This is a genomic window from Acinetobacter rudis (genome assembly GCF_000829675.1).
Classification (GTDB): domain Bacteria; phylum Pseudomonadota; class Gammaproteobacteria; order Pseudomonadales; family Moraxellaceae; genus Acinetobacter; species Acinetobacter rudis.
On record NZ_BBRX01000012.1, the window covers coordinates 1 to 21,347 of the forward strand.

General features: G+C 35.3%; 28 protein-coding genes and 1 pseudogene. 13 read left to right on the forward strand and 16 right to left on the reverse strand.

Translation table 11 applies throughout. The features are described from left to right. A partial coding sequence (locus Aru01_RS02275) for a hypothetical protein (protein ID WP_042111103.1) occupies positions 1 to 400 on the forward strand: 400 nt, incomplete at its 5' end. 373 nt (positions 401 to 773) lie between these two features. Next, positions 774 to 1,487 (forward strand): tetratricopeptide repeat protein, encoded by a 714-nt coding sequence (locus Aru01_RS02280; RefSeq protein WP_016655804.1) that lies wholly within the window; start codon positions 774 to 776, stop codon positions 1,485 to 1,487. 414 nt (positions 1,488 to 1,901) lie between these two features. On the opposite strand, the gene Aru01_RS02285 is transcribed toward Aru01_RS02280, so the two are convergent. Continuing rightward, positions 1,902 to 2,654: a thioredoxin domain-containing protein gene (locus tag Aru01_RS02285; RefSeq protein ID WP_228128729.1), complete on the reverse strand. Its 753-nt coding sequence runs from the start codon at positions 2,652 to 2,654 to the stop codon at positions 1,902 to 1,904. Between the two features lie 211 nt (positions 2,655 to 2,865). Continuing rightward, the gene (locus Aru01_RS02290; RefSeq protein ID WP_016655802.1) at positions 2,866 to 3,378 is read right to left on the reverse strand and encodes a hypothetical protein; all 513 of its coding nucleotides are present in this window, start codon (positions 3,376 to 3,378) and stop codon (positions 2,866 to 2,868) included. A gap of 404 nt (positions 3,379 to 3,782) precedes the next feature. Here Aru01_RS02290 and umuD point away from each other — a divergent pair. The 11 genes and pseudogenes from umuD to Aru01_RS02345 form a co-directional block, all read left to right on the forward strand. Beyond that, positions 3,783 to 4,231 (forward strand): annotated as a pseudogene (gene umuD / locus Aru01_RS02295) (translesion error-prone DNA polymerase V autoproteolytic subunit); the annotation flags it as partial. A gap of 170 nt (positions 4,232 to 4,401) precedes the next feature. Next, positions 4,402 to 5,625 carry a tyrosine-type recombinase/integrase gene (locus Aru01_RS02300; protein WP_016655800.1) on the forward strand — a complete coding sequence of 408 codons (1,224 nt, stop codon included), beginning with the start codon at positions 4,402 to 4,404 and terminating at the stop codon, positions 5,623 to 5,625. A 331-nt stretch (positions 5,626 to 5,956) separates the two neighbouring features. Then, positions 5,957 to 6,364 carry a surface-adhesin E family protein gene (locus Aru01_RS02305; protein WP_155757941.1) on the forward strand — a complete coding sequence of 136 codons (408 nt, stop codon included), beginning with the start codon at positions 5,957 to 5,959 and terminating at the stop codon, positions 6,362 to 6,364. 497 nt (positions 6,365 to 6,861) lie between these two features. Further along, the gene (locus Aru01_RS02310; protein ID WP_016655798.1) at positions 6,862 to 7,077 is read left to right on the forward strand and encodes a cold-shock protein; all 216 of its coding nucleotides are present in this window, start codon (positions 6,862 to 6,864) and stop codon (positions 7,075 to 7,077) included. A 297-nt stretch (positions 7,078 to 7,374) separates the two neighbouring features. Then, positions 7,375 to 7,572, forward strand: coding sequence for a hypothetical protein (locus tag Aru01_RS02315; RefSeq protein ID WP_016655797.1), 198 nt, complete (start codon positions 7,375 to 7,377; stop codon positions 7,570 to 7,572). A gap of 264 nt (positions 7,573 to 7,836) precedes the next feature. Then, on the forward strand, positions 7,837 to 8,403 hold the full coding sequence (locus tag Aru01_RS02320; protein WP_016655796.1) for a LexA family protein: 567 nt from the start codon (positions 7,837 to 7,839) through the stop codon (positions 8,401 to 8,403). Then, on the forward strand, positions 8,400 to 9,695 hold the full coding sequence (locus tag Aru01_RS02325; protein WP_016655795.1) for a DNA polymerase V subunit UmuC: 1,296 nt from the start codon (positions 8,400 to 8,402) through the stop codon (positions 9,693 to 9,695). Before Aru01_RS02320 ends, Aru01_RS02325 begins: the two co-directional genes overlap by 4 nt. Continuing rightward, a complete protein-coding gene (locus tag Aru01_RS02330) occupies positions 9,696 to 9,893 on the forward strand; it encodes a hypothetical protein (protein ID WP_016655794.1) in 198 nt (65 codons plus the stop codon). It abuts the gene before it with no gap. 370 nt (positions 9,894 to 10,263) lie between these two features. Further along, positions 10,264 to 12,348 carry a catalase gene (locus Aru01_RS02335; protein ID WP_016655793.1) on the forward strand — a complete coding sequence of 695 codons (2,085 nt, stop codon included), beginning with the start codon at positions 10,264 to 10,266 and terminating at the stop codon, positions 12,346 to 12,348. An 89-nt stretch (positions 12,349 to 12,437) separates the two neighbouring features. After that, a complete protein-coding gene (locus Aru01_RS02340; RefSeq protein WP_016655792.1) occupies positions 12,438 to 12,908 on the forward strand; it encodes a hemerythrin domain-containing protein in 471 nt (156 codons plus the stop codon). 256 nt (positions 12,909 to 13,164) lie between these two features. After that, positions 13,165 to 13,602, forward strand: a complete 438-nt coding sequence (locus tag Aru01_RS02345; RefSeq protein WP_016655791.1) for a hypothetical protein — start codon at positions 13,165 to 13,167, stop codon at positions 13,600 to 13,602. Positions 13,603 to 13,749: 147 nt separating this feature from the next. Here Aru01_RS02345 and Aru01_RS02350 read toward each other — a convergent pair whose 3' ends face one another. The 14 genes from Aru01_RS02350 to Aru01_RS02415 all read right to left on the reverse strand — a co-directional run bounded on the left by Aru01_RS02350 (position 13,750) and on the right by Aru01_RS02415 (position 21,320). Further along, on the reverse strand, positions 13,750 to 14,256 hold the full coding sequence (locus Aru01_RS02350) for a GNAT family N-acetyltransferase (RefSeq protein ID WP_255209861.1): 507 nt from the start codon (positions 14,254 to 14,256) through the stop codon (positions 13,750 to 13,752). Positions 14,257 to 14,348: 92 nt separating this feature from the next. Continuing rightward, complete coding sequence (locus tag Aru01_RS02355; RefSeq protein WP_016655789.1) at positions 14,349 to 14,831, reverse strand: hypothetical protein; 483 nt, start codon at positions 14,829 to 14,831, stop codon at positions 14,349 to 14,351. Continuing rightward, entirely contained in the window at positions 14,828 to 15,415 is a 588-nt protein-coding gene (locus Aru01_RS02360; protein WP_016655788.1) for an N-acetylmuramidase family protein, read from the reverse strand. The genes Aru01_RS02355 and Aru01_RS02360 overlap by 4 nt, the downstream gene beginning before the upstream one ends. 57 nt (positions 15,416 to 15,472) lie before the next feature. After that, positions 15,473 to 15,850, reverse strand: a complete 378-nt coding sequence (locus tag Aru01_RS02365; RefSeq protein ID WP_016655787.1) for a hypothetical protein — start codon at positions 15,848 to 15,850, stop codon at positions 15,473 to 15,475. A gap of 49 nt (positions 15,851 to 15,899) precedes the next feature. Continuing rightward, the gene (locus Aru01_RS02370) at positions 15,900 to 16,424 is read right to left on the reverse strand and encodes an SGNH/GDSL hydrolase family protein (RefSeq protein ID WP_040331108.1); all 525 of its coding nucleotides are present in this window, start codon (positions 16,422 to 16,424) and stop codon (positions 15,900 to 15,902) included. 272 nt (positions 16,425 to 16,696) lie between these two features. Then, entirely contained in the window at positions 16,697 to 16,861 is a 165-nt protein-coding gene (locus Aru01_RS02375; protein ID WP_016655785.1) for a hypothetical protein, read from the reverse strand. Between the two features lie 120 nt (positions 16,862 to 16,981). Beyond that, entirely contained in the window at positions 16,982 to 17,242 is a 261-nt protein-coding gene (locus Aru01_RS02380) for a phage tail assembly chaperone (protein ID WP_081407209.1), read from the reverse strand. A 2-nt stretch (positions 17,243 to 17,244) separates the two neighbouring features. Continuing rightward, the gene (locus Aru01_RS02385) at positions 17,245 to 17,724 is read right to left on the reverse strand and encodes a phage-derived protein YdaY family protein (protein ID WP_016655784.1); all 480 of its coding nucleotides are present in this window, start codon (positions 17,722 to 17,724) and stop codon (positions 17,245 to 17,247) included. Then, the gene (locus Aru01_RS02390) at positions 17,724 to 18,644 is read right to left on the reverse strand and encodes a phage tail tube protein (RefSeq protein ID WP_016655783.1); all 921 of its coding nucleotides are present in this window, start codon (positions 18,642 to 18,644) and stop codon (positions 17,724 to 17,726) included. The genes Aru01_RS02385 and Aru01_RS02390 overlap by 1 nt, the downstream gene beginning before the upstream one ends. A gap of 69 nt (positions 18,645 to 18,713) precedes the next feature. Next, positions 18,714 to 19,415: a hypothetical protein gene (locus Aru01_RS02395; protein WP_016655782.1), complete on the reverse strand. Its 702-nt coding sequence runs from the start codon at positions 19,413 to 19,415 to the stop codon at positions 18,714 to 18,716. A gap of 186 nt (positions 19,416 to 19,601) precedes the next feature. Next, the gene (locus tag Aru01_RS02400) at positions 19,602 to 20,015 is read right to left on the reverse strand and encodes a phage tail terminator-like protein (protein ID WP_016655781.1); all 414 of its coding nucleotides are present in this window, start codon (positions 20,013 to 20,015) and stop codon (positions 19,602 to 19,604) included. Beyond that, positions 20,012 to 20,449, reverse strand: coding sequence for a hypothetical protein (locus Aru01_RS02405; RefSeq protein WP_016655780.1), 438 nt, complete (start codon positions 20,447 to 20,449; stop codon positions 20,012 to 20,014). Before Aru01_RS02405 ends, Aru01_RS02400 begins: the two co-directional genes overlap by 4 nt. A gap of 65 nt (positions 20,450 to 20,514) precedes the next feature. Further along, positions 20,515 to 20,886, reverse strand: coding sequence for a DUF4431 domain-containing protein (locus Aru01_RS02410; protein WP_016655779.1), 372 nt, complete (start codon positions 20,884 to 20,886; stop codon positions 20,515 to 20,517). 59 nt (positions 20,887 to 20,945) lie between these two features. Further along, on the reverse strand, positions 20,946 to 21,320 hold the full coding sequence (locus Aru01_RS02415) for a hypothetical protein (protein WP_171068167.1): 375 nt from the start codon (positions 21,318 to 21,320) through the stop codon (positions 20,946 to 20,948). Positions 21,321 to 21,347: the final 27 nt, after the last annotated feature.

Genomic DNA, 21,347 nt, shown 5'->3' on the forward strand with positions numbered 1-21,347 from the left:
AGCAACTGTTGCAAAAATACAACGAGACTCTATGGATATTGAAAGTTCTCGAAGATTGTACGCGGTGGCCTATCAGGAAAATGGTCATTCTAAATTTAACGATGAGTTGTTTATCTATACCTTGCAAAAAATGTCGATGTTGTGGGCAACCTATCAAATTATGGAATTGAATTTTGAGCAGGATATAAAAGAAACAAAAATGCTAACACCTCTTGGAGTGGATGGTTTATGCATCATGAATAAATTTCTAAAAAAGTATAAAAATAATGTTGATCCAAAATTTAATGATATCATTAAAGATGATTTTGATAGAGCTATGCACTACCAACCACTGTATGAGCAGAGACTATCAAACATATCTGATCCATTATCAGAAAATTTGTGTCAATCACTTAAGTAATGTGATTTAAAAATGAGAACAGTTTCAAATTTACTTAAAAAAACCACATCATACACCACTTGTAAAAACATTTAATTATTCCTTCAATACAATGAGTTACAATAAAAAGCCCTAACTAAAAGACTAGGGCTTTTATTCTGCAAAACCTACTCAGGCCACCCCTCACTCAATCGCCCGACATCAATTGCGTGTCCGTCAGCCGCTTCTGCCACTCTAACAATTTCAACTGCACACTCTTTGAGTATGTCTGAGCTGGTATTGGTGTACTTAATGATGGTTTCGCAGAGTAAATTCAAAGTAAGTATTATAAACTATTTGACTTATACTGTTCACATCTCATTATAATAAGAAAACCATTAATTTTTATAAAAGCATGATCAAAAAAACTATCATTTCATTAATTTTAAGTATGACTCTTATTTCCCCTCTAATCCACGCAGAGAATACTATTGCGGATAATAAACATAGCCTTAAATATTATGAAAAAGCTGCAAGTAGAGGAAATGCTGATGCACTATATCAACTAGGTCGGATGTATTATTTTGGCGAAGGGGTAGATCAAAATTATATAAAAGCTATAGATTTATGGAAAGAATCAGCAGAAAAAGGACATGCTCTCGCACAATATAATTTGGGTGCAATGATTTATGAGAGTGAGAGTAATGGAGCCGATCAAGATTATTCCATCGTTATAAAATTGTGGGAAAAATCTGCAGAACAAGGAAATCCTGATGCACAATACAACTTGGCAGTGATGTATGCAGATGGTGTAAAACTTACATTAGATTATAAAAAAGCTATAGATTTGTACATCAAGGCTGCAGAGCAAGGAAATTCAAATGCTCAGTTTAATTTAGGAGTAATTTATGAGTTTGGGAGGGGGACTCCAAAAAATCAAACTTTAGCAAATGAATGGTTTTTAAAATCAGCAAAAAATAATAATATTCACGCTCAAATGGATATAGCCATGAAATATTATGATGGATTAAACGGCTTACCCAAGGATATTAATCAAGCACGCTTTTGGCTAATTAAAGCTGCCGCTAATGGAAATGACCAAGCCAAATTAATGCTCTCTAAGATTTAATAATTTTAAAGTTAATGAACAAATATATTCACAATTACTCTGATATTTGTAGTTTTTGAGAATATATTTGCGCAGAGCAGTTATTTTATAGCTTTGACCATAGCGCCATGTTTCACCTTGCACTCATTGTATTTAATCACAGTATCAAGTGACCACAATATTAGGGCATTGTCCTACCCTGATTCTAGTTGCTGTAGATCGGGGCAAGGTTTTATATTGGTTCTAACAAAAACATTTCGCATAACGCCCATTATGTTAAGTTTGGGAAACTAAATTTCTAAATGCAAAATTGGATAAGGTTTACCTTGGCCAAATGCGGGGTTGCCCAATTAGATACAAGAATGTAAAAAGTTGCTATTGTTAAATTTAAGGTCTATTGAAATTTCAACAGACCTTAAAAACTGTAATAAAGAGTTATTCACTGGATAAATTGATTTTTTCAAAGCCCTTTTGCAACTCTTGCCATTTGCCTTGCTCACTCCACCCTGAAAATTGATAAACCACTTTCCCATTTTTTAGAAAATAAAATGTAGGCATTGTCCAGTCACCTAGCTGAGGGAACTTTGATTGATCGTAAACCACGACCAGTTCTGCCTGATGATCAATATCCTTACTCCATTCTTGGATAGATTCGGCACTTAAGAATCCTGTTTGAGGTTCAAGCCATGTGGTATAAGGTTTAAGTAGCCCTTTTATTTGTTTATTTTTAAAGATTGCATCTCTAGCTCTGAGTGAAACACCACAACCTGTACTGGCAACAATAATCACCTGCTTAGATAAATCTAAATTGATATTTTGTACAGACATCGTCATATCTGGATTGAGCTTAAGTATAGCTGGTTGATCTAGATTTAAATCTGTATCAAATTTGATCCTTGGTAGACTTTGCAAACTTATATTTGGATGATTTTGTGCAAATTGTCTCGCTTGATCGAATTGTCGTGCAGCGACTAAAGCTGTGTAATAAAGTCGATAGTCCATCGGCTTGGTTGAGTTGCGCTGAACCAACTCATCAAACACTATTTTCATTGCAACAATATACTGCTCATCAGATAAATGAAAATTCACCATATCTGTAGCCCTTAGTAGCTCTCTTAATTGAATACCGCTTAGATTTTTAAATTTCTTATTTGCAATGATATCTGCCAGCTCTTGTTGATAAATCATTTGTAACTGCTTCTTAAATTGATTTTGATTTATACTATCCAAAGAAGTCAATTGCAGATTATACATGCGATTAAAACTATCAGAGACATTGGCATAAGCTTGATATGTAAACAAGAATAGTAATGTTATTAAAATATTTTTTTTCATATATTTGAGATACCATATTAAAAAAGAATCATCAAAAAATGACTCTTAATTAAATTAAAAAAATTTAATAGCAAGTAAGATCATTACATGTTACCCCTGTGAAGCGCTTACAACCACGAGTGGGTAAATCGGCACATACATGGTTCCGAATGCTCCAACCATTATTTCTTGGGGTTATATTTCTTACAACCATTCTATCAAAATCATTTTTAATGACCAAATTACTCGTAGTAGATATAAGCTCTTGTGCACCAAACAGACTTAAGATTTGATAAATCTCTGATGCAGATAATTCTGCCTCCAAATCTAAGTGCCCAAAACTGGTTAAGCCTTTTTCATTGAACCTAAGGCTACTTAAAAATCTCGCCTTACCATTCGTTGACAGTTTCTCGATGGGATTCTTTGCTTTAGGCGTATTACGCATGTACGCATTCAAATCATCCAAAGATTTAATCGGGGCAACCAAGAGATTAAGCTGACTTTGCTCTGAGATAATCGGAGCTTGTTTAGTTGCATTGTCTGCTGCAAATGTAGCGCATGAAGCTAATACCACACATAGAAATAATTTAATTTTCATTGCTGTTTTCCTTAAGAATTTTAGAAATTTCATTACAATATAGTGCAAATCATTATCAAATGTAAATCATTATTGTTTATGGTGGGTTTGTTTGATCTTAGCCAAAATAATGGACAATGATTCCCCCCCAAAAAGATAAAGTAACGTTAACTTTGGAGATATAAATCTTGACTACATTTTTCACTGTAACTATTTGAATAATCCAACAAATTTAATTTTTTATTTTAAGAAATTACTTCAGGATTAATATGATTATGATGATTAAGCCATAAGGTGAATACTTCAGAAATATAGGTATATTCCTGAGAACATTAGCTATAACAAATTTACATAAATATATTTATATTGATATAGCTGCTCAATAAAAATACAATTTGATTGTGCAACACAATCGAGAGTTTAAAATGGAAAAACCTAAGCATGGTGGTAAACGTGAAGGTACTGGTAGGAAGTTTAAGTATGATGAAGCCACTAAAACCATCCGTGTACCAGAATCTAGAGTTTTAGAAATAAAAAAGTTTCTAAGCAAGCGAAAGAATACAACTGAAGTATCAGATATTCGACAAGTTGATCCAGTAACTCAAGTTGAAATCCCTTTAGCTTCTGAACGCATTCAAGCTGGCTTCCCTTCCCCAGCTCAGGATTATGTTGATAAAAAATTAGATCTAAATGAACACTTGATCCGCAATGTTAGTGCTACGTTCATTGTGCGCGTAAACTCTCAGTCCATGCTTAATGCTGGTTTAGATATTAATGACGAATTGATTGTCGATCGCAGTCTCGAGGCTAAACATCGCGATGTGGTATTGCGCTGGTTGATAATGAGTTCACAGTAAAACGCCTTATGATCGAAAAGGAGATGTGAGCTAAACTACAATAAAATAAGCCCAAGTATCAAATTCAACCATCCCCCACTTATACCTCATCCATTAAATAAGCCCAAATAGAATTAAATGACATTAAGTGCATTTGTGAGTAACATTGTGAGTAACGTCTGAAACAACCTCGTGTTACTCACTCATTATGCTCAACGATACTAAAATCAAGCAACTCAAGCCAAAAGACAAAATGTACCGTGTTGCTGATCATGGTGGCCTCTGTCTTGAAGTGAGGATGACTGGTGCAAAACTATGGCGTTTTAGATATCGTTTTTTAGGTAAGGCTTCCATGCTTAGCTTAGGCGAATATCCGATGATTACTTTAGCTCAAGCACGTAAAATGGTTGAAGAACAAAAACTATTACTCAGTCAAAATATTGACCCTGCCAAATATAAAGTCGAAGAAAAAGAAAAGATCAAACTAGCAGCTGAAACTACGTTTAAAGAAGTGGCTTTGGAGTGGTACGAATCAAGAAAAGATAAACGATCTGAATCTTATCGAACGACAGTCGAGAAATCATTTAAGCGAGATATCTTCCCTGCTTTTGGTTCCAAGGATATTAAATCCGTCACACCATACGATGTGCTCAAAATGCAAAAGGACACACTTAAACGTGTTTCTAAGCAAATGAATCATGGTACCGGTGAATCTACAGCAATTCAGAATAGACAGATCGTTAACTCCGTATTTATTTATGCAATTGCCAATTTGCGCTGTGAAAGTAATCCTGCAGTTTCACTTGGCCAAACAGTAGAAAGACCACCGAAACAAACAGCAAGACCAATGACCAGTACTGAGAAAGAATGTTTTAATAGCGCGCTCGATAATAGTCGCAGTACCGAGATGGTTAAAAATGCAATTCGCTTCTTACTCTATTCAATGATGAGATCCGTAGAGGTGTGTCGTCTAAAATGGGAATGGGTAAACTTTGAGGAAAAGCTCATTACTATCCCACCAGCATCCAAAGACCAGATGGATCGAGGTGAGCGTAATATTAAAATGAATCGAACTCACCTGGTACCACTTAGTATCCAAATGCTCAAGATATTGGAAAATCAAAAAATCCAATCCAATGATGAATATGTATTTTGCTCAGTCTTCAATAAATCCAAAGTTATGAACAAGACAACAATCAATAGGGCCTTAGGCAGCATGGGATTTGAAACACTCACAGCTCATGATTTTAGGGCAACAGCTTCTACCCTATTACACGAAATGAAATTTGATTCTAATTGGATTGAGCTGCAACTTGCTCATGTAGATAAAAATGCAGTACGTGGTACTTATAACCATGCACAGTATTTAGATGAAAGACGATTAATGATTCAGGATTGGTGTGATGTTGTTGATGGGTGGGGTGAGAGGTAGCTTAGTTAGTTGACAAAACTCATTATTAGCCAGAAATCTTGGTTGACAAATTCGTGATTTAGCCGTAATTCAGCTTTAGCCACTTGCATTTCTACATAGTTTTATCACTGAAACCAGCTTAGTCCTAAGTCTACATAGTGCTAGTTTAGTGATATAAAAATCGCGGGGAATACCTTTTTTCTAGTTTTTATCCTGATTTATATTTTTTAAATTTTGATCAATCCGACTTTTAGATAAGACCAACATGTTGAAGAAAGTAATTGTGGCAACTATTTTAACTCTGAGTACTGTAGCGAGTGCAGACGCCTACAGAAGGGAATTCGAGTATTATATGCGTTTAGATACTCAAGATAGAGAAAAGTATACCGCCTTCTTATTGTCTCTGGATTGGTACAATGTCTTGGAAAAAAATCATGGGGATTTTATATATCAAATGAATTTGAGTAAGGTTGGAAAAATAAATTTAGATGGCATAACTAAGGTTTGGGTGAAATCGATTTTTCAAGAGGCCTCAGATCTTCAGGTTTATACAGAGCATGACTACGCATTAGAATTATATCAATATGATTGTGATAAAAAGAATTTTATTCTTTTACAATCCAAGATATATAAACTAGGTGGGAGGGTTAATAAAAACATAAACGCTCCGCGACTGGTTTGGACACCAATTATAGATGGATCTGACGATGAAAAAATTTTTCAAGCAGCTTGCTTTTATGCCGCTATTCAATCTATTTAAAAGCTACGCATAAACGAAGAATAACTTTAACCATGAGAGTATGATTAAAGGCATCAGCGAACAGATTGCATCAACACATTGTAATTCAAAGATAATCAATATACTAAAACAATGCTACTTTGCCCTGTTTCTTATTATCTATATCAGGAAAAATAATTAATTCGATTAAGGTTTATTTAACGATTTAAACACATTTTAAATATAATTTTTGACCTAAAAATTCATAATATAATTTTTAACAGGGTGATTTACTTAGCTTTAAATATAATTCAATATAAACAAAACCAATAAACATATAAAAAAACTTGATTAATTGAATTATTCGTGTATATTTAACTTAACTAGAAAAAAGTCTTGTTTCAATAAATCTTCTTTAGGTATCGTAGTTTTAATTATATTCCTTCGTTTTTAAGATTTTAAGTCTCATTCTTTATTATTTCAAAGTTGCAATCCGTCAATTTATTGACTAAAAATTTTAAAAACGATTAGGATATATTATGTCAAACTCAACTGTCATTAAAGGTACTGTTAAGTGGTTCAATGAAGCTAAAGGTTTTGGTTTTATTCAGCCAGAATCAGGTCCAGACGTTTTTGCTCATTTTAGTGAAATTGCAAGTTCAGGTTTTAAAACTTTGCTTGAAGGGCAAATGGTTGAATTTAGTATAGCTCAAGGTCAAAAAGGCCCAAATGCCATAAATATTGTTGCTATATAAATAGCAATTAATACAAAAAAAGCACTTAAGTGTGCTTTTTTATACTTCAAAATATGAATTCTCAGTTTCAAATTCCTAAATATTTATTTTTATAAATCTCTTTAAATAAAGTTTTAAAAAATCTCAGGATTTTAAAAATCAATGATTTTTTTGTGTTCTTTCTTTAAATTTGATTATTTAAAATTCTCATTTATATCAACTGCCATTTAAATTAAGTCTCGAAGTTTGTCTAAATTATTTAATTAATGAACATCAAAACTTAAGTAAATTTTTAATATAACTTATCATAGGTAATATATGTTTAAACAAAATCTCAATGTCAAAGATCAATTCGGTATTAAACGTCTTATTCAAGCAACTGTAGATCATAAATTTATTACAACTCAATCTCATCAAAATATAAAACATATTACAGTGGATGGTGAAGATATCCGACCTAGTTTTGAAATGTTTTTCGAAAGTACTTTAAGTGGAAAAATATTTAAAATTCTGTAAGTATTATTCCTATATACTTTTTATAAAATTATTATCCACTACTTTAAAAATTATTATAAAGGCTATGTATCACTAATCATAGCCAGTTATATTTCAATATTATTTTGATCACCCATTATATAATTTCCGGACATCGTCTTATGTTATCGTAATTATGTATTACCAAGACAGTCAACCATTCTAAGTTTACATAAATAAATTTCCATTGATATTATTGTTCAATAAAAATACACTTTGATTGTGCAACGCAATCGAGAGTTTAAAATGGAAAAGCCCAAACATGGTGGAAAGCGCGAAGGTGCTGGGCGAAAGTTTAAGTATGATGAAGCTACTAAAACTATTCGTGTACCTGAATCACGTGTATTAGAGATAAAAGAATTTTTAAGCAAAAGAAAGAAGACAAATGAAATATCAGATATTCGACAAGTAGATCCTGTAACTCAGGTTGAAATCCCTTTAGCTTCCGAACGTATTCAAGCAGGATTCCCTTCCCCAGCTCAGGATTATGTTGATAAGAAGCTAGATTTAAACGAGCACTTAATTCGCAATGTCAGTGCAACATTCATTGTGCGGGTAAATTCTCAGTCTATGCTTAATGCTGGCCTAGATATAAATGACGAATTGATTGTCGATCGCAGTCTTGAAGCTAAGCACCGTGATGTGGTTATTGCCCTAGTAGATAATGATTTCACTGTTAAGCGATTGATGATTGAAGACGGCGAACACTGGCTTAAGGCCGAAAACCCAGATTTCAAAGACATTCATTTTACAGATGGACAAGAGCTCGTTATCTGGGGTGTTGTTACTCGTGTGATTAAGAATTTCCGATGAAACATGAAAATAAGATTTTCGCCCTAGTTGATGTTAACAACTGTTATGTCAGCTGTGAACGTCTATTTGACCCATCTTTACATAATGTACCAGTCATCGTCTTATCAAATAATGATGGCTGTGCTGTTGCTCGATCACAAGAAGCGAAGGATCTTGGCATTAAAATGGGCGTACCACTATTTCAAATCAAAGATATAGTTCAAAAATATTATGTAAAAGTGCTATCAAGTAACTATGCCCTTTATGCTGAAATGTCACGAAGATTTCATTCAGTATTGTCAGAATTTGTAGGGCCTGAAGATCAAGAGATTTATTCTATTGATGAAAGCTTTTTAGAGCTAACATCACTAGCAGAAAAATATGATCTCACTGAATATGCTCAAATCATGCGGTTGCGTGTCTTAAAGTGGTTAGGTTTACCTGTTTGTGTGGGGATTGGAAGAACTAAGACTGAGGCCAAGATAGCAAATCACATCGCCAAGAAAAATAATCATTTAAATGGCGTGTGTAATCTTGTTGATATGGATCCTTGTTCAGCCGAAAAGTATTACCAAGATATAGAGGTGGGTGAAGTTTGGGGAGTTGGTAGAAAGCATTCTAAAAAGCTTCAAGGCATGGGTATAAACACTGTTTTGGATTTGGCTTGTGCAAATGATCTTGAGATAAGAAAGCAGTTCTCAGTTGTAATGGCCAGAACTGTATCTGAGTTGAAAGGTATTTCGTGTATTGAAATTGAAGATGCACCACCACCTAAAAAGCAAATAGTTTCTAGCCGGTCATTTGGTGAGAAGATTACAGATGTGGATTGTCTAAAAGAAGCTATCAGCAAGTATGTTCAAGATGCCACCAGGCGATTACGTGATGAAAACCTAATTTGTGGCTGTCTCATAGTGTTTGTTCAGTCTAACCCTTTTGATAAGAACAATCCTTATTACTCAAATTCTTTGACATATGAACTATCAGATCCAACTGACTCAGCATTGATACTAAATCGCATCGCTGTCGATCTTGTTGAGAAACAATTTAAAGAGGGTGTGAAGTTTAAAAAGTGTGGCGTGATTCTAACTGAGCTCATTGATAAAGATGCACATATTCCAGATATGTTTATTGATGATAAGTCTGTTGAATTGAATGAAAATCTAATGACAGCTATGGAGAAAGCACAAACGCGGTTCGGAAATACAAAGCTAGCCATTGGACCATGTTATTTGCCAAATAGAACTTGGAGTATGAATAGAGCGAATTTGAGTAGAAATTATTTTAGTGTTCAAGGAATGTTGAAGGTTAATTAAATGAAAAGAAAACGCAAGAAAATCAATTTCCATCAAACAAATTGGACTACTGAACAAGACTGTTTTTTAATTGAAAATAATCAACTATCTGTTGTTGAATTAACTGAGGTTTTACATTTTTCAGAAGATGAAATAATTAGCAGAATGCAAACATTAGGGTTGATCAGAAGGAGTAAGATGCTGAAAAAATATGTTTAAGTTGAATCAATTGCATATAATCTGATTTTAGCAAAAACAACATGCTTAGCCTGATAATCGCTATATTTAACTACTACATCAACAGCCTACAAGATTTAATTGTCTCTCTGCCCTGATTCTAAATGCTGCAGATCAGGACATGGGATTTTTAAAATGGACATTTCTATTGGGGCTTACATTATAATTTTGCATAACACTCATTATGTTAAATGGATGCTGATTTCCATTAAGAAAATAATTACCAAATCATATATATCGTCCAAATAATGTTATAAATTTATTAATGAATTTCAAATTACTTCCTTATTACATAGAAGTGTGCTTTGATCATTTTTCGATCTCTAACATTAAAATATGTATCGAGGATAAGATGTCAAATAAACAACCAACATCAAAAATTCAGCAATTTGAAAAACAAACCTACGTAGATCCAAATGAAAAAGTTTTAACATCATCATTAGGAACGCCGGTATCTGATAATCAAAATAGTTTAAAAATTGGGGAAAAAGGCCCGACACTACTTGAAGATTTCCTATTAAGAGATAAGTTAATTCATTTTGATCGCGAACGCATACCTGAGCGTGTTGTACATGCCCGCGGTGCTGGTGCCCATGGATATTTTCACGCCTATGAGGGAAATGAAAAGTGGACTAAGGCTAATTTCCTAATCGATACGAAGACTAAAACACCTATCTTTGTAAGAATATCAACTGTTCAAGGTGGTAGAGGTTCTGCAGACGTAGTCAGAGACGTGCGTGGATTCTCAATCAAATTTTTTACTCAGGAAGGTAACTATGACCTTGTTGGTAATAATATCCCAGTTTTCTTCATTCAAGATGCAATTAAATTCTCAGATTTTGTTCACGCTGTAAAACCTGAAAACCCAAATGAAATACCGACTGGGCAATCCGCACATGATACATTCTGGGATTTCATTTCATTAAATACTGAAACTGCTCATATGAGCACTTGGGTTATGTCAGACAGGGCTATTCCTCGTAACTTACGATCTATTCAAGGTTTTGGTGTACATACTTATCGGCTCATTTCTGCAGACAATAAAGCTGTTTTGGTGAAGTTTCATTGGACACCTCTTCAAGGAGTTGCTCAGGTAGTTTGGGATGAAGCTCTTAAATTAAATGGTATGGATCCAGATTTTCATCGTAGAGATTTATGGGATTCTATAGAGCAAGGTAACTATCCTGAATGGGAGTTAGGAGCACAAATCTTTTCTGAAGAAGATGCGAATGGATGGGATTTTGATGTACTTGATCCAACCAAATTAATACCAGAAGAATTGGTTCCAGTTACACCGTTGGGCAAGTTTGTTTTAAATAAAAATCCGGATGATTTTTTTGCTGAAACTGAGCAAGTAGCATTTAGCCCAGCTAATATTGTATCTGGTATCGACTTTACCAACGATCCATTATTACAAGGTCGTTTGTTCAGCTATACAGACACACAATTACATCGATTGGGTACAGTCAACTTCAACCAAATACCTATCAACAAACCTGTTTGTCCATTTCATACGAATAGACGTGGAGGCTATGCTAATCATGAAATATATCAAGCTAAAGCAAATTATGAACCTAACTCTTTAGATAATAATTGGCCGCGAGAAGCTGGCGATAGATCAACCTCTGCATTTCGATCTTATGAAGAAAAGATCGAGGGATGTAAATTACGAGTAAGACCAGAAAGCTTTGCTGATCACTTTTCACAAGCAACACTTCATTTTAGTAGCCTTGAAGAGCATGAAAAGCAGCACATAAAAGATGCATATTCATTTGAATTGTCAAAAGTTGCAAGTCAGGAAATTAAGCAGAGGGTTGTTGATAATATTTTAATTAATATTGATCTTGAATTAGCTCGATACGTATCTAAACAATTTGGATTACAAGTTAAAGACACTCAAATATCTCAGAAAAAGAAGGCTGGCAGCTTAACTTCAAAGAGATTGTCCATATCTTCATTTCCAGCCTCAGATATTAAACAACGGAAAATTGCAGTATTAGTACATAATGGTTGTAATCCCAACTCAATAAATGAAATAAAAAAATGGGCTGACTCTGAAAATGCCATTGCAGAAATATTAGGTCCTAGTGCAGCTCCAGTGAAAGATGTTAATAACAATCCTGTCGAAGTCGATGGCAGTCAAACTGGAGAGCCTTCAGTTACTTACGATGCAGTCGTGATTATTGATGGTGAAAACTATGATGAGTTCATATCTGATGGTGTTGCAAAGCACTATGTCCTTGAATCTTATAAACACCTTAAACCGATTTTATTGTTAAAAGATAAAGCTGAGCTTGTGGACTTTTTAGGTCTAAATCAAGATGAGGGTGTATTAAAGGCTGAAAAAGTTAAAGAAGCCAAAGATGCTTTTAAATTAGCCATTCAAAATCATAGGATATGGGATCGTGAGGAATTTATAAAAGCAATTCCTGCTTAATTTATTGGATGTAGTATTAGTATTTGAAATGCTAATACTACGTTTTCACAATAAGTAAGATTTAAATAGTAAAAGAATGAGGACTATGTATGGAAAAAGTATTAAATATTTTTGATCAGCTCAAAATAAGTCATGAAAAGCAAAGAGAATTATCTAATAAACTTATTCAGACTTCTGGAAATAGTTTGGAAAGAAAAGAATTGTTCAAAAACTTAAAAAATGAGCTGTTTGCGCATGCTGTGGCAGAAGATAGATTTTTCTATATACCTTTGATGATGACTGATGCAGGGCTCGATATAACTCGGCATGCTCTATCAGAACATCATGAGATGGATGAGTTATTAGAAAAATTAACTGAAATGAAGCTTAGTAGCCCTCATTGGTTGATTATTGCGAAAAAGCTTACCGAAACAGTGCACCACCATTTAGAGGAGGAAGAACACAAATTTTTTCAACAGGCAGGAAAAATTCTCGATGATAAGTCCAAGCAACAGTTGGCCAAGAAATATCATTCAGAATACTTAAAATATTTAGATAAAAATAAGACAAGCCTAACCTAGTATTTAATTAGACTGAAATTTATTTTAATAATTTTCAGTCTAATATTTTTAAGATTAGAAATTATTATTAGTTTAATTAGCTGCATATTCTAATTATTGCCCCAATTTATATTATATTTAATTTCTTTAAAAATTATTCATATATTAATGTGTATCCTTGATGCAATCGACCTTAAAAACAAAAAATATATAATTTATAAGGTCTTATGTTTTTTGGTATCATAAAAGCTATTTGTTCATTTTTTGAGATAAGGATATGAAAAATATATTTATATCAATAGCTATTATTGCATCTTTACTGATTTTAAGTGGTTGTTCACAAAAGCATATAGATGCTGTATCCGATATAACTTATATATTGACAGGCGTTCCTGGACCAAAGCATAAAAACCAAGGTTCAGTGGGATCAAATACTCAAACTAAGGTTATGCTTGAAAAAGAGCGAGAAGCCAATGAGTTTAAAAATAGAAGGCTGGCTTGGGTAGGTAAATCTATAGATGATTTAATTATGCAAAGAGGTAGTCCTTGGGGAGTTCATAAAAGGACTGATGGCGGTTCTCAATATACTTTCAAGAAAACTCAAAATAGTTCTAATGATCCATATTTAAATAATCCGCGTCTATGTGTAGATAATTTTATTACTGATAAAAAAGGAATAATTAAAGACTGGTCATCGTCTAATTGCCTTTACTAAATTACCAAGGCAGTTTGCGGTATGAATTTTTACCGTTACTTCAATAGTTCAAAGCAGTAAGGTCTGCCCTGTCCTGATTTCAGTTACTGAAAATCGGGACAAGGTTCTAAAAACTTAGCTAATATTTTGGGGATGAAGCTTTTGAGTTTACTCAGGTTTTAAGTTTTGATTTACAACTTCTTTATTAAAGTAATCATGATTAGTAATTGCATAAATAGCTTGGTATGATTCAAAACGTATTACTTGTCTTTCAAAATCAAAACCCACTCTCTCCAACAACTTGACTGATGATTTATTTATACTTTGAGTTTCCGCTACCAACTTTTGAAGCCTCATTTCATTAAACACATAAGATAAAACCAAACTAAGAGCTTCTTTGGCATATCCTTTACCCATAAATTCTGGAATCAATTCGTACGAAACTTCTATATCTAACCCATCATGATGATTATCTAAAGAGATTGTACCAATAAAATCATGACTATCATTAACTCTTATAGCCCATATAGGTAAATCTCGTAATTTTTGAATATCCTCTAAAGCACGTAACTGAGCTACAGAGTCTGATAAGGGGCCGCCTAAATATTTGCGGGTAATTGGATTTGTATAAATTTCAACTAAATTAGGCACATCAGTTATTAACAAATTAGTCAAATAACATCTTTTCATATATTTTGATAAAACTCTGTGTTCATAAACCCACATAATACACATATCTGAAATTTAGTCACTAGACTGAGTTTTTATTACTTAGGCCACCCTTCCCACAATCTCACTGCATCAACTGCGTGTACGTCAGCCGCTTCTGCCATCGTTCGATATTCAGTGATGCACTCTTTGAGTATGTCTGAGCTGGTATCGATGTATTTAATGATGGTTTCGCGGGGAGCTGTGGACATACGGCTTTTGGCTGTATCGAGTTGCCTTGACAGGCGATCAGCAGCGGACTGAGCACGATTAGCATCAGCCATGACTTGTTTGATTTTGACATTGTAATTTTGCTCCGCTTTTAACAGTTGTTCAGACCATTGTTTTTCTTTGGTTGCAGCTTCAGCCTTTGCTTTTTCAGTTAAGGCTTGTGAGATGGCTAGTTCGGTTTTGTACTTAGATTCCGCTTTAATCAACTCACCACCCAAATGATTGGTATAAGCCAACTGCCCCAAGCAGATAAAAGAAAGGACCGCGATTGCGATCCAGTATTTATATTTCCAGATGAGGTGTAGGTTCACTTCCCACCCCACTTTTTATAAGCATTGGCCAGCTTCACATCGTATTGATTTTTTGCATATGTTGGGCCGTTATAACCACGTGCAAAGGCTTTCCAGTCTTTGTTTTGCAACGCTTTGACTAAATTATTCACCTTGATATATCGGCACATAGCATCAAGTTGTGATGCTTCATCTCGATACATGGCATTGATGAAATTCTGTAAATTTGGATAACCCAATGACTTCCAGTGATAGCCCATCACCTGACCTAATCCCCAAGATGCCGATTCAAGTGCAGAATCACGATGATATTGAGTTGCAGCATTTAAACGCCCATGTTGAGCAGAATATAAACCATACCCACCTGCAGTTTTATTGCATAGATCTGGTCGCTCACGCATCGCCTTTTCAGCAGTTTGCGCTTTATTATTGGCAATTAAACGCTGACGAAAAACATGACGTTCAAAAAGGATAACTGGCGTTTGGTCACTATTGAAGCCACTACCCTTACATTCAACCTCAATCACTGCTCGAAGTGCTGGCACAGAGATACCCAATGAAACAGCTTGTGTTTCAATTTGTTCAGTTGTTAATTTTTTAGACACTACTTTTCTCCAGAAATAATAAAACCGCCATAAAAGGCGGCATTTAACTTATTTAGACTATTCATCTTTGACTTTCTTTATCTCTCTCATCACCTCAACAATGGTTTTACCCTCTTGCCGATTTATGAAGTTAAAAGTCCAACGTACAATTGCCCATCCTGGTAAACCACAAACGAAAAAAAAGCCCCCGAGGGCAATCATTCCCCATATGTCTGTTACCCATTCATGTAAGCCCCAGCGAACAATAATAAATGAGCCACCTGCAAGGCTAGAGACAACTGTACAAATCAGGCCAACTGCCCACTCCTGTGGTGAGCGTGGAAAGCGCATCATGATGACAACTGTTGCTACGGCTGCAATTGCCAAAGTTACAGCAATTGCAGCCCCATAGAATTTTAAAAAGGCAGTTAAACTGCCTGTAGAAACTGGTTCCATTGGTTTTCCTAAATTTGAGATAAAAAATAAAAAGATGCACTGTATTTGGTTAAATGACTGAATTTAAAAATGAACCAATTTTATTTGCCCAGTGTTGATAGCCTGTGTTTGGTATTGGGTGAACGCCATCTCGCAAATATTTTTTATATGTCAATTCATTGACACCACTTAAGCGATACATATCGAATGCTGGAATATGATATTTTTCAGCTACGTCTAAGATAGCATTCTGGTATTCTTGAAGTGAATGACCAAATTTATTCAACCAATTATCAGAGTTTTCATCAGCATTTCCATTTCCGCGAAGTCTGAATGACATGCCAATTAATACAATCTGAATATGTGGAAACTTTTCTAAAACTTGTTCAATTGAAAAACATAAAGCACCAATAAAAGAACCACCAGTACTATCAACTGTGAAGTCACTGCCAAGGACAGAACCAGTCCAATCATTAGTACCAAAAGCGATACAAAGAATATCGACTGCATTCCAATCAACACGTGACATTGCCATCGCTTGTGGCGTGTTATCATCATTATGATGATCGCGTGTGTATTCTGCACCAGCAATCAAGCTTGAATAATCATTTGTATTGATGCACTTTGCAATATTGTACAAACACTGTTTGTCGTACCCTGGTTGGCAAGTCAACAGGAACGACCAGAAATTCATGCCATATTTGCTTTTGCATAATAAAAAACCGACCTTGGGTGGGTCGGTTTAGGATTTGATTGCAGCAATTAACTCTGGTGACTTCCACGTTAAAATAATAAGAACTATAAGAAATGTTACTTTCCAGAAACCATATTTATCCATCAACCCAACCCCATGTTAAAAAGTAAAGCCTAACCATTACAAAAATATGCTAAAGCAAATAAGAATGGACTTGCTGCAATTAGCAACATTGCAGTACCAATACAAAATCTTAAATATGGTGACAAATTTCCTTCCATTTCCACGCCCTCTTCTTGTGGGTGAATTTTTACTTTACCTTTGGTAAACTTGGTCATAAGTTCTCACTAATTCCTGACTAATTTGTGGGAAACAAAAACCCCAATAGCTCTAACTATCGGGGTTTTGCTTTTTCTGTGCATCAACTTCAACTTGTATATGAGTTATATACAAACCGCTTACTTCTTCCGATAAGCCTCTTCTAAAAAAAGATTATCCAAAGTAATAATGCAATCATCGAACATCCATGGTTCACACGGCGCTTCATACTGATCTAGGTATGCAGTAATGGATGCCAGATCAATTGGCATCGGAATACCTTGCTCATACTTACGCGATCGTGAAATCACGTTATAAGCATTTAGAATGGCATTAGCCACGTGTGAATATTCAGGCTGTTCAACATAATCAGGTGGTTTTACTCCAGCCCGCTTATAGATTTCTAACGCTTTCGAGGTCGACCATTTCTGTGTCTGGTATTTATAGAGCGTGGTGACTTTCCCAAGACTTCATCCTTGACCTGATTCGCTGACTTTTGAATGCGATCAGACTGCTCCGCTACAAATAAAACAAGGGCCATTGATAACCCTGTTTTAGTCACTGGATCTACTGCCATCGTACAAACTTGCTCAGCCATATCTGATGAATACTTGATAGGTTTACCTTCAGCATCAACAACACCCTCCCAATCCAAGATTAGATCAGCAAAAGCTTTGTTGTAGTCAAGTGGAGTGAGCTGTGCGGATTCATCTGTGATTTCACGGTAACCATTAAGCTCTTGGTTAATCTTGGCACTAAAGATTTCCATCTTACGACCAAAAGCAGGCTTACTAGTTCCAGCAATTAAGAACTTTGCACCTTCAAATGAACACCATTCACTTGGCACATCAATGGGTTTCTTTTCTTCAATCTGAATTTTCATTATGGAGTCACCACTACAGGTACGCGAGTAATCGTTGGGGCAACATCAGCAACGGTAAAGCTAAACTGTGTTGTTAGAAGATCCGCACCGCCACCACTTGGTAAAGGTGCTGAAAGCAAGACTTTTGGTAATTTGATGATGTATTTGTTACCTGCTGAATCAATCAGAGGCCATTCAATACCAATCGGCTGGTTTAAGAATTGTTTTTCATACAATGCTGCAGTGTTCTTTGACCAAGAAATCGTAATAGATCCTGAGCCTTTCATAATGGTTTCAAGAATCGCACCAATACCATTGTTGTCTTTTTTGCCAAGGCACTTCTGAACCTGCATTGAGTTATCAATGGTTAGATCCAACTGAGAGGCACACATGCCATCTTTAACTGCACCATCAATAAGAATGTCACCTACTGATAAACTGGTAAATGGTGTAGCAATAGGTGCCGCTGTAGTTGTTCCAGTTGGTGCTTTATCTGAAGCTACACGCCCCATCCCCATGATTGAGAACTTAGAGGTGACAATGCCTTGATCCGTAATGGATAAAGCCCACTGATTGATATGACAACCAGTAAAAAGATAATAAATATCAACATCGCTAAAACCACGAACTATCGAGAAGGTTTTGCGTGTAGTTCCTCCAAAAGTCAGAATGTTGTTATTCCATGAGTTGAATGCAACACACTCAAGAATCGCATCATGAATGCCATAAGCGAACTCTGTTTCAATATCGCCAGTAACCTCTACACCGGTGACTAAAGTGCCAGCAGCGATACGGCTGTCTTTAATGGTTTGTGATTCAGTAGTTTGTGGCGCTGCATCTAAGCTATTAGATACAAAACCTAAAGTTTGCCACGCTGTCGCAGCAACCCCCACCTTTGTTTCGACACCAATTCGTGTCAATTGTGAGCTACCCTTAGACATGATGTCTCCTTATTTTAGGCATAAAAAAAGCGCCCTTTTGGACGCTCATCGTTAAAAATTACTTTAGGTTTAATTCAATAAATTTTGCTTTTTTCGATCCTCAACTTCTTTTTGTTTCTTTTTCAATTCATTTAGCATTTCAGGAGTCACCTCTATGTTTAATGCTTCCAGCATTTTTATTGACATTTCTGTAGAGGAAACCTCTCGTCCACCATTTCGTGTTGATGAAGGTGTAAGTTTTATAGACTTAGGGAAATCAGGAAAAAATTCTTCAAAATCTTCTTTAAGCTCACTACCGATAAAACTATATAAATACCACTGATTATTTTCTAATTTTCTAACATAAATAATATCTGTATTGGATTTAAGTGTTTCACCCAAAAACACTGTTTGATTCTTTGTAGGCACCACACAAATCTCCCCAATGCTTGAAATAAAATTAGCTTTAGGTTTTAGGGGAATAGATTGAATATGCTTCATTTTTTCGGATCTAAACATGGTTGCCAATATCGCCAGCCCCGCTTCAGCTTCGCTTTCATCAATCCACTCACCATAGAAGTAACGTTGACCAGGGTGTTTATCACTGCTTAAATAAGTAAGATCATATTTATCACTATGTGCTTTAAGTTCTTCTAAGCTACCACTCTTCAAAAGTTTAATGCTTTCAGCTTCTATGCTCTCAAACGTCTTATACGAATCTGCACATTGAAGATCCTTAGCATATGCCCCACTCGATACCATCATTAAAATGCTGATTAAAATCTTTTTCATAAAATAGTGCTTCGTAAAATTTTGCCAATCTTATCCAAAAACAAAATGATAGGCAAAATAAATACTTAAAAGTTAATTCACCCTAAATTCTGCCCTTACGATTTTAGCGTAATAGTTCTCATCTTGAATATCTCTAGACCCATAAGCTAAATGAATGAAGATGTTTTCACCAAATATCAAATTGCTTTAATTCACTGTATATGGTGTATGCACATTAACCTGATAGAAGTCAGGATTATTAGGCACCTCAATTACGCTTGACGCCTGTAGTTCCAAACCACCAACACTATAAAACTGTACGTGTTCTGCAAGCTTTTCAGCAACGATAAGGGCTGAATCTGTTCCTGTATTTCGTGGAGCAAACAACTGGATGAACAGCATTCCTGTAGTACGTGTGCACGGTTTATCAGCTAATCCAACAATTCGCTTATCTCCACCACCAAAACTTACTTGAGCCCATATTTCATTGTGTGGTGCAGTAAAATGTTTACCACCATCAAGTGGTTGGTTTTGAAATTGAAAGTGTTCTTTTTTAATGCCCTTACTTACAAAGGATTCAATGCGCTTTCGTATCTCACGTTTTGCGTCAAAATCTCTCATTTATACTTACTCGCAATATACTGAAAAGCTAATGTATAGACACCATTGGGGGCTTGTCTTGAAAAGCCACCTGCAGACTTCTTGATATATCCACCGCCTTTGATTCGAGTACCTTTCTCTACTGGATCAGGATAACCACCATATTCAATAACATCACCATAAGGAGTGTTGTTTTGGATATAAGCAGTGTCACCCAACTTGAATGATGCGATCGCTGACACAGCCTCCTGTTCAGGATCTCCATGCCCTTCTCGTACTGAATAGTCTTCGGTATTAATCGAAACAATGTGTGAGAACCGATATGAACCAGTATCGATTGGCGAACGCACGGCAACCTGTTGTAAAGTATCAGCAATAATGTTTTTACAATGCTGCTCAGCATCTTCGGTAATTGTGTCAATAAAATCGGTTGGCTTGATGGACCATTTAGACATGTTTCACCCATAAAAAAACCCACCGAAGTGGGATCAAGATAAAACTACTTTTATCGGAATATAAATTATTTGAAGGCAGCCGAATCAACAAAACAAAGTACTTTTGTTATGTGGTGTCCTGTATGCGCCCTAAATAAATCTTTACAGTTAACTTTCACATGGTTTCCATGTTTCTTATAAAGCAAGTTATAACGCCCCATATCTGTATCAACTAGCTGAATTAACCTAGTTTTAACAAGACCTTCCTCACCATCGACATTAATCTCATTATCAAGCGTAACAGCTATTTCGTTACCACCAAATGTTTCTTGGTTTGGGTGTGTACTTTTTATTAGCAACAACTTACCACTAATAGTTGCTGGCTTACCATAATAAAAAGTTTCAGCATAAGAAACTGATGTGATAGTTAGGAGAATTAAAAAAACAAAATTTTTCATTAGATTACTTGCAAATTATCTAGCCCTTTGCATTTTAAGCATAATTTAATGTACTTTGGCTAATTAATTTTTCGTAACTGAATCTTCCAAATACTCCCAGTCGGATCAGCACCAATATCAATAATGCGAAAAAACCCTTTTTCAGTTTCCCATTCGTCATCAACCTGTGGTACTGCATTAACTTCATTTTGCAAGACAGTAGCCTTACAGTCTTCAACCTGATAATTCTCAGGTTTAACAAGGTCTTTGAGATACGAACCAAATAACACGCCACGACCTGTGTAAATTATAGTTTCAGACTCAGGATAGGTTTCTGTTTCAAAATCCATTTCACCCGAATTAATGACCTTTGTGCAGGTGAATGGATACACGGCGTCAGTAAGTTTGGTATTAAATGCCTTAGCTAACTTGGATTGAACTTTACTTCTAATCATCCCCGATACACTCCAAACGAAAAGCCC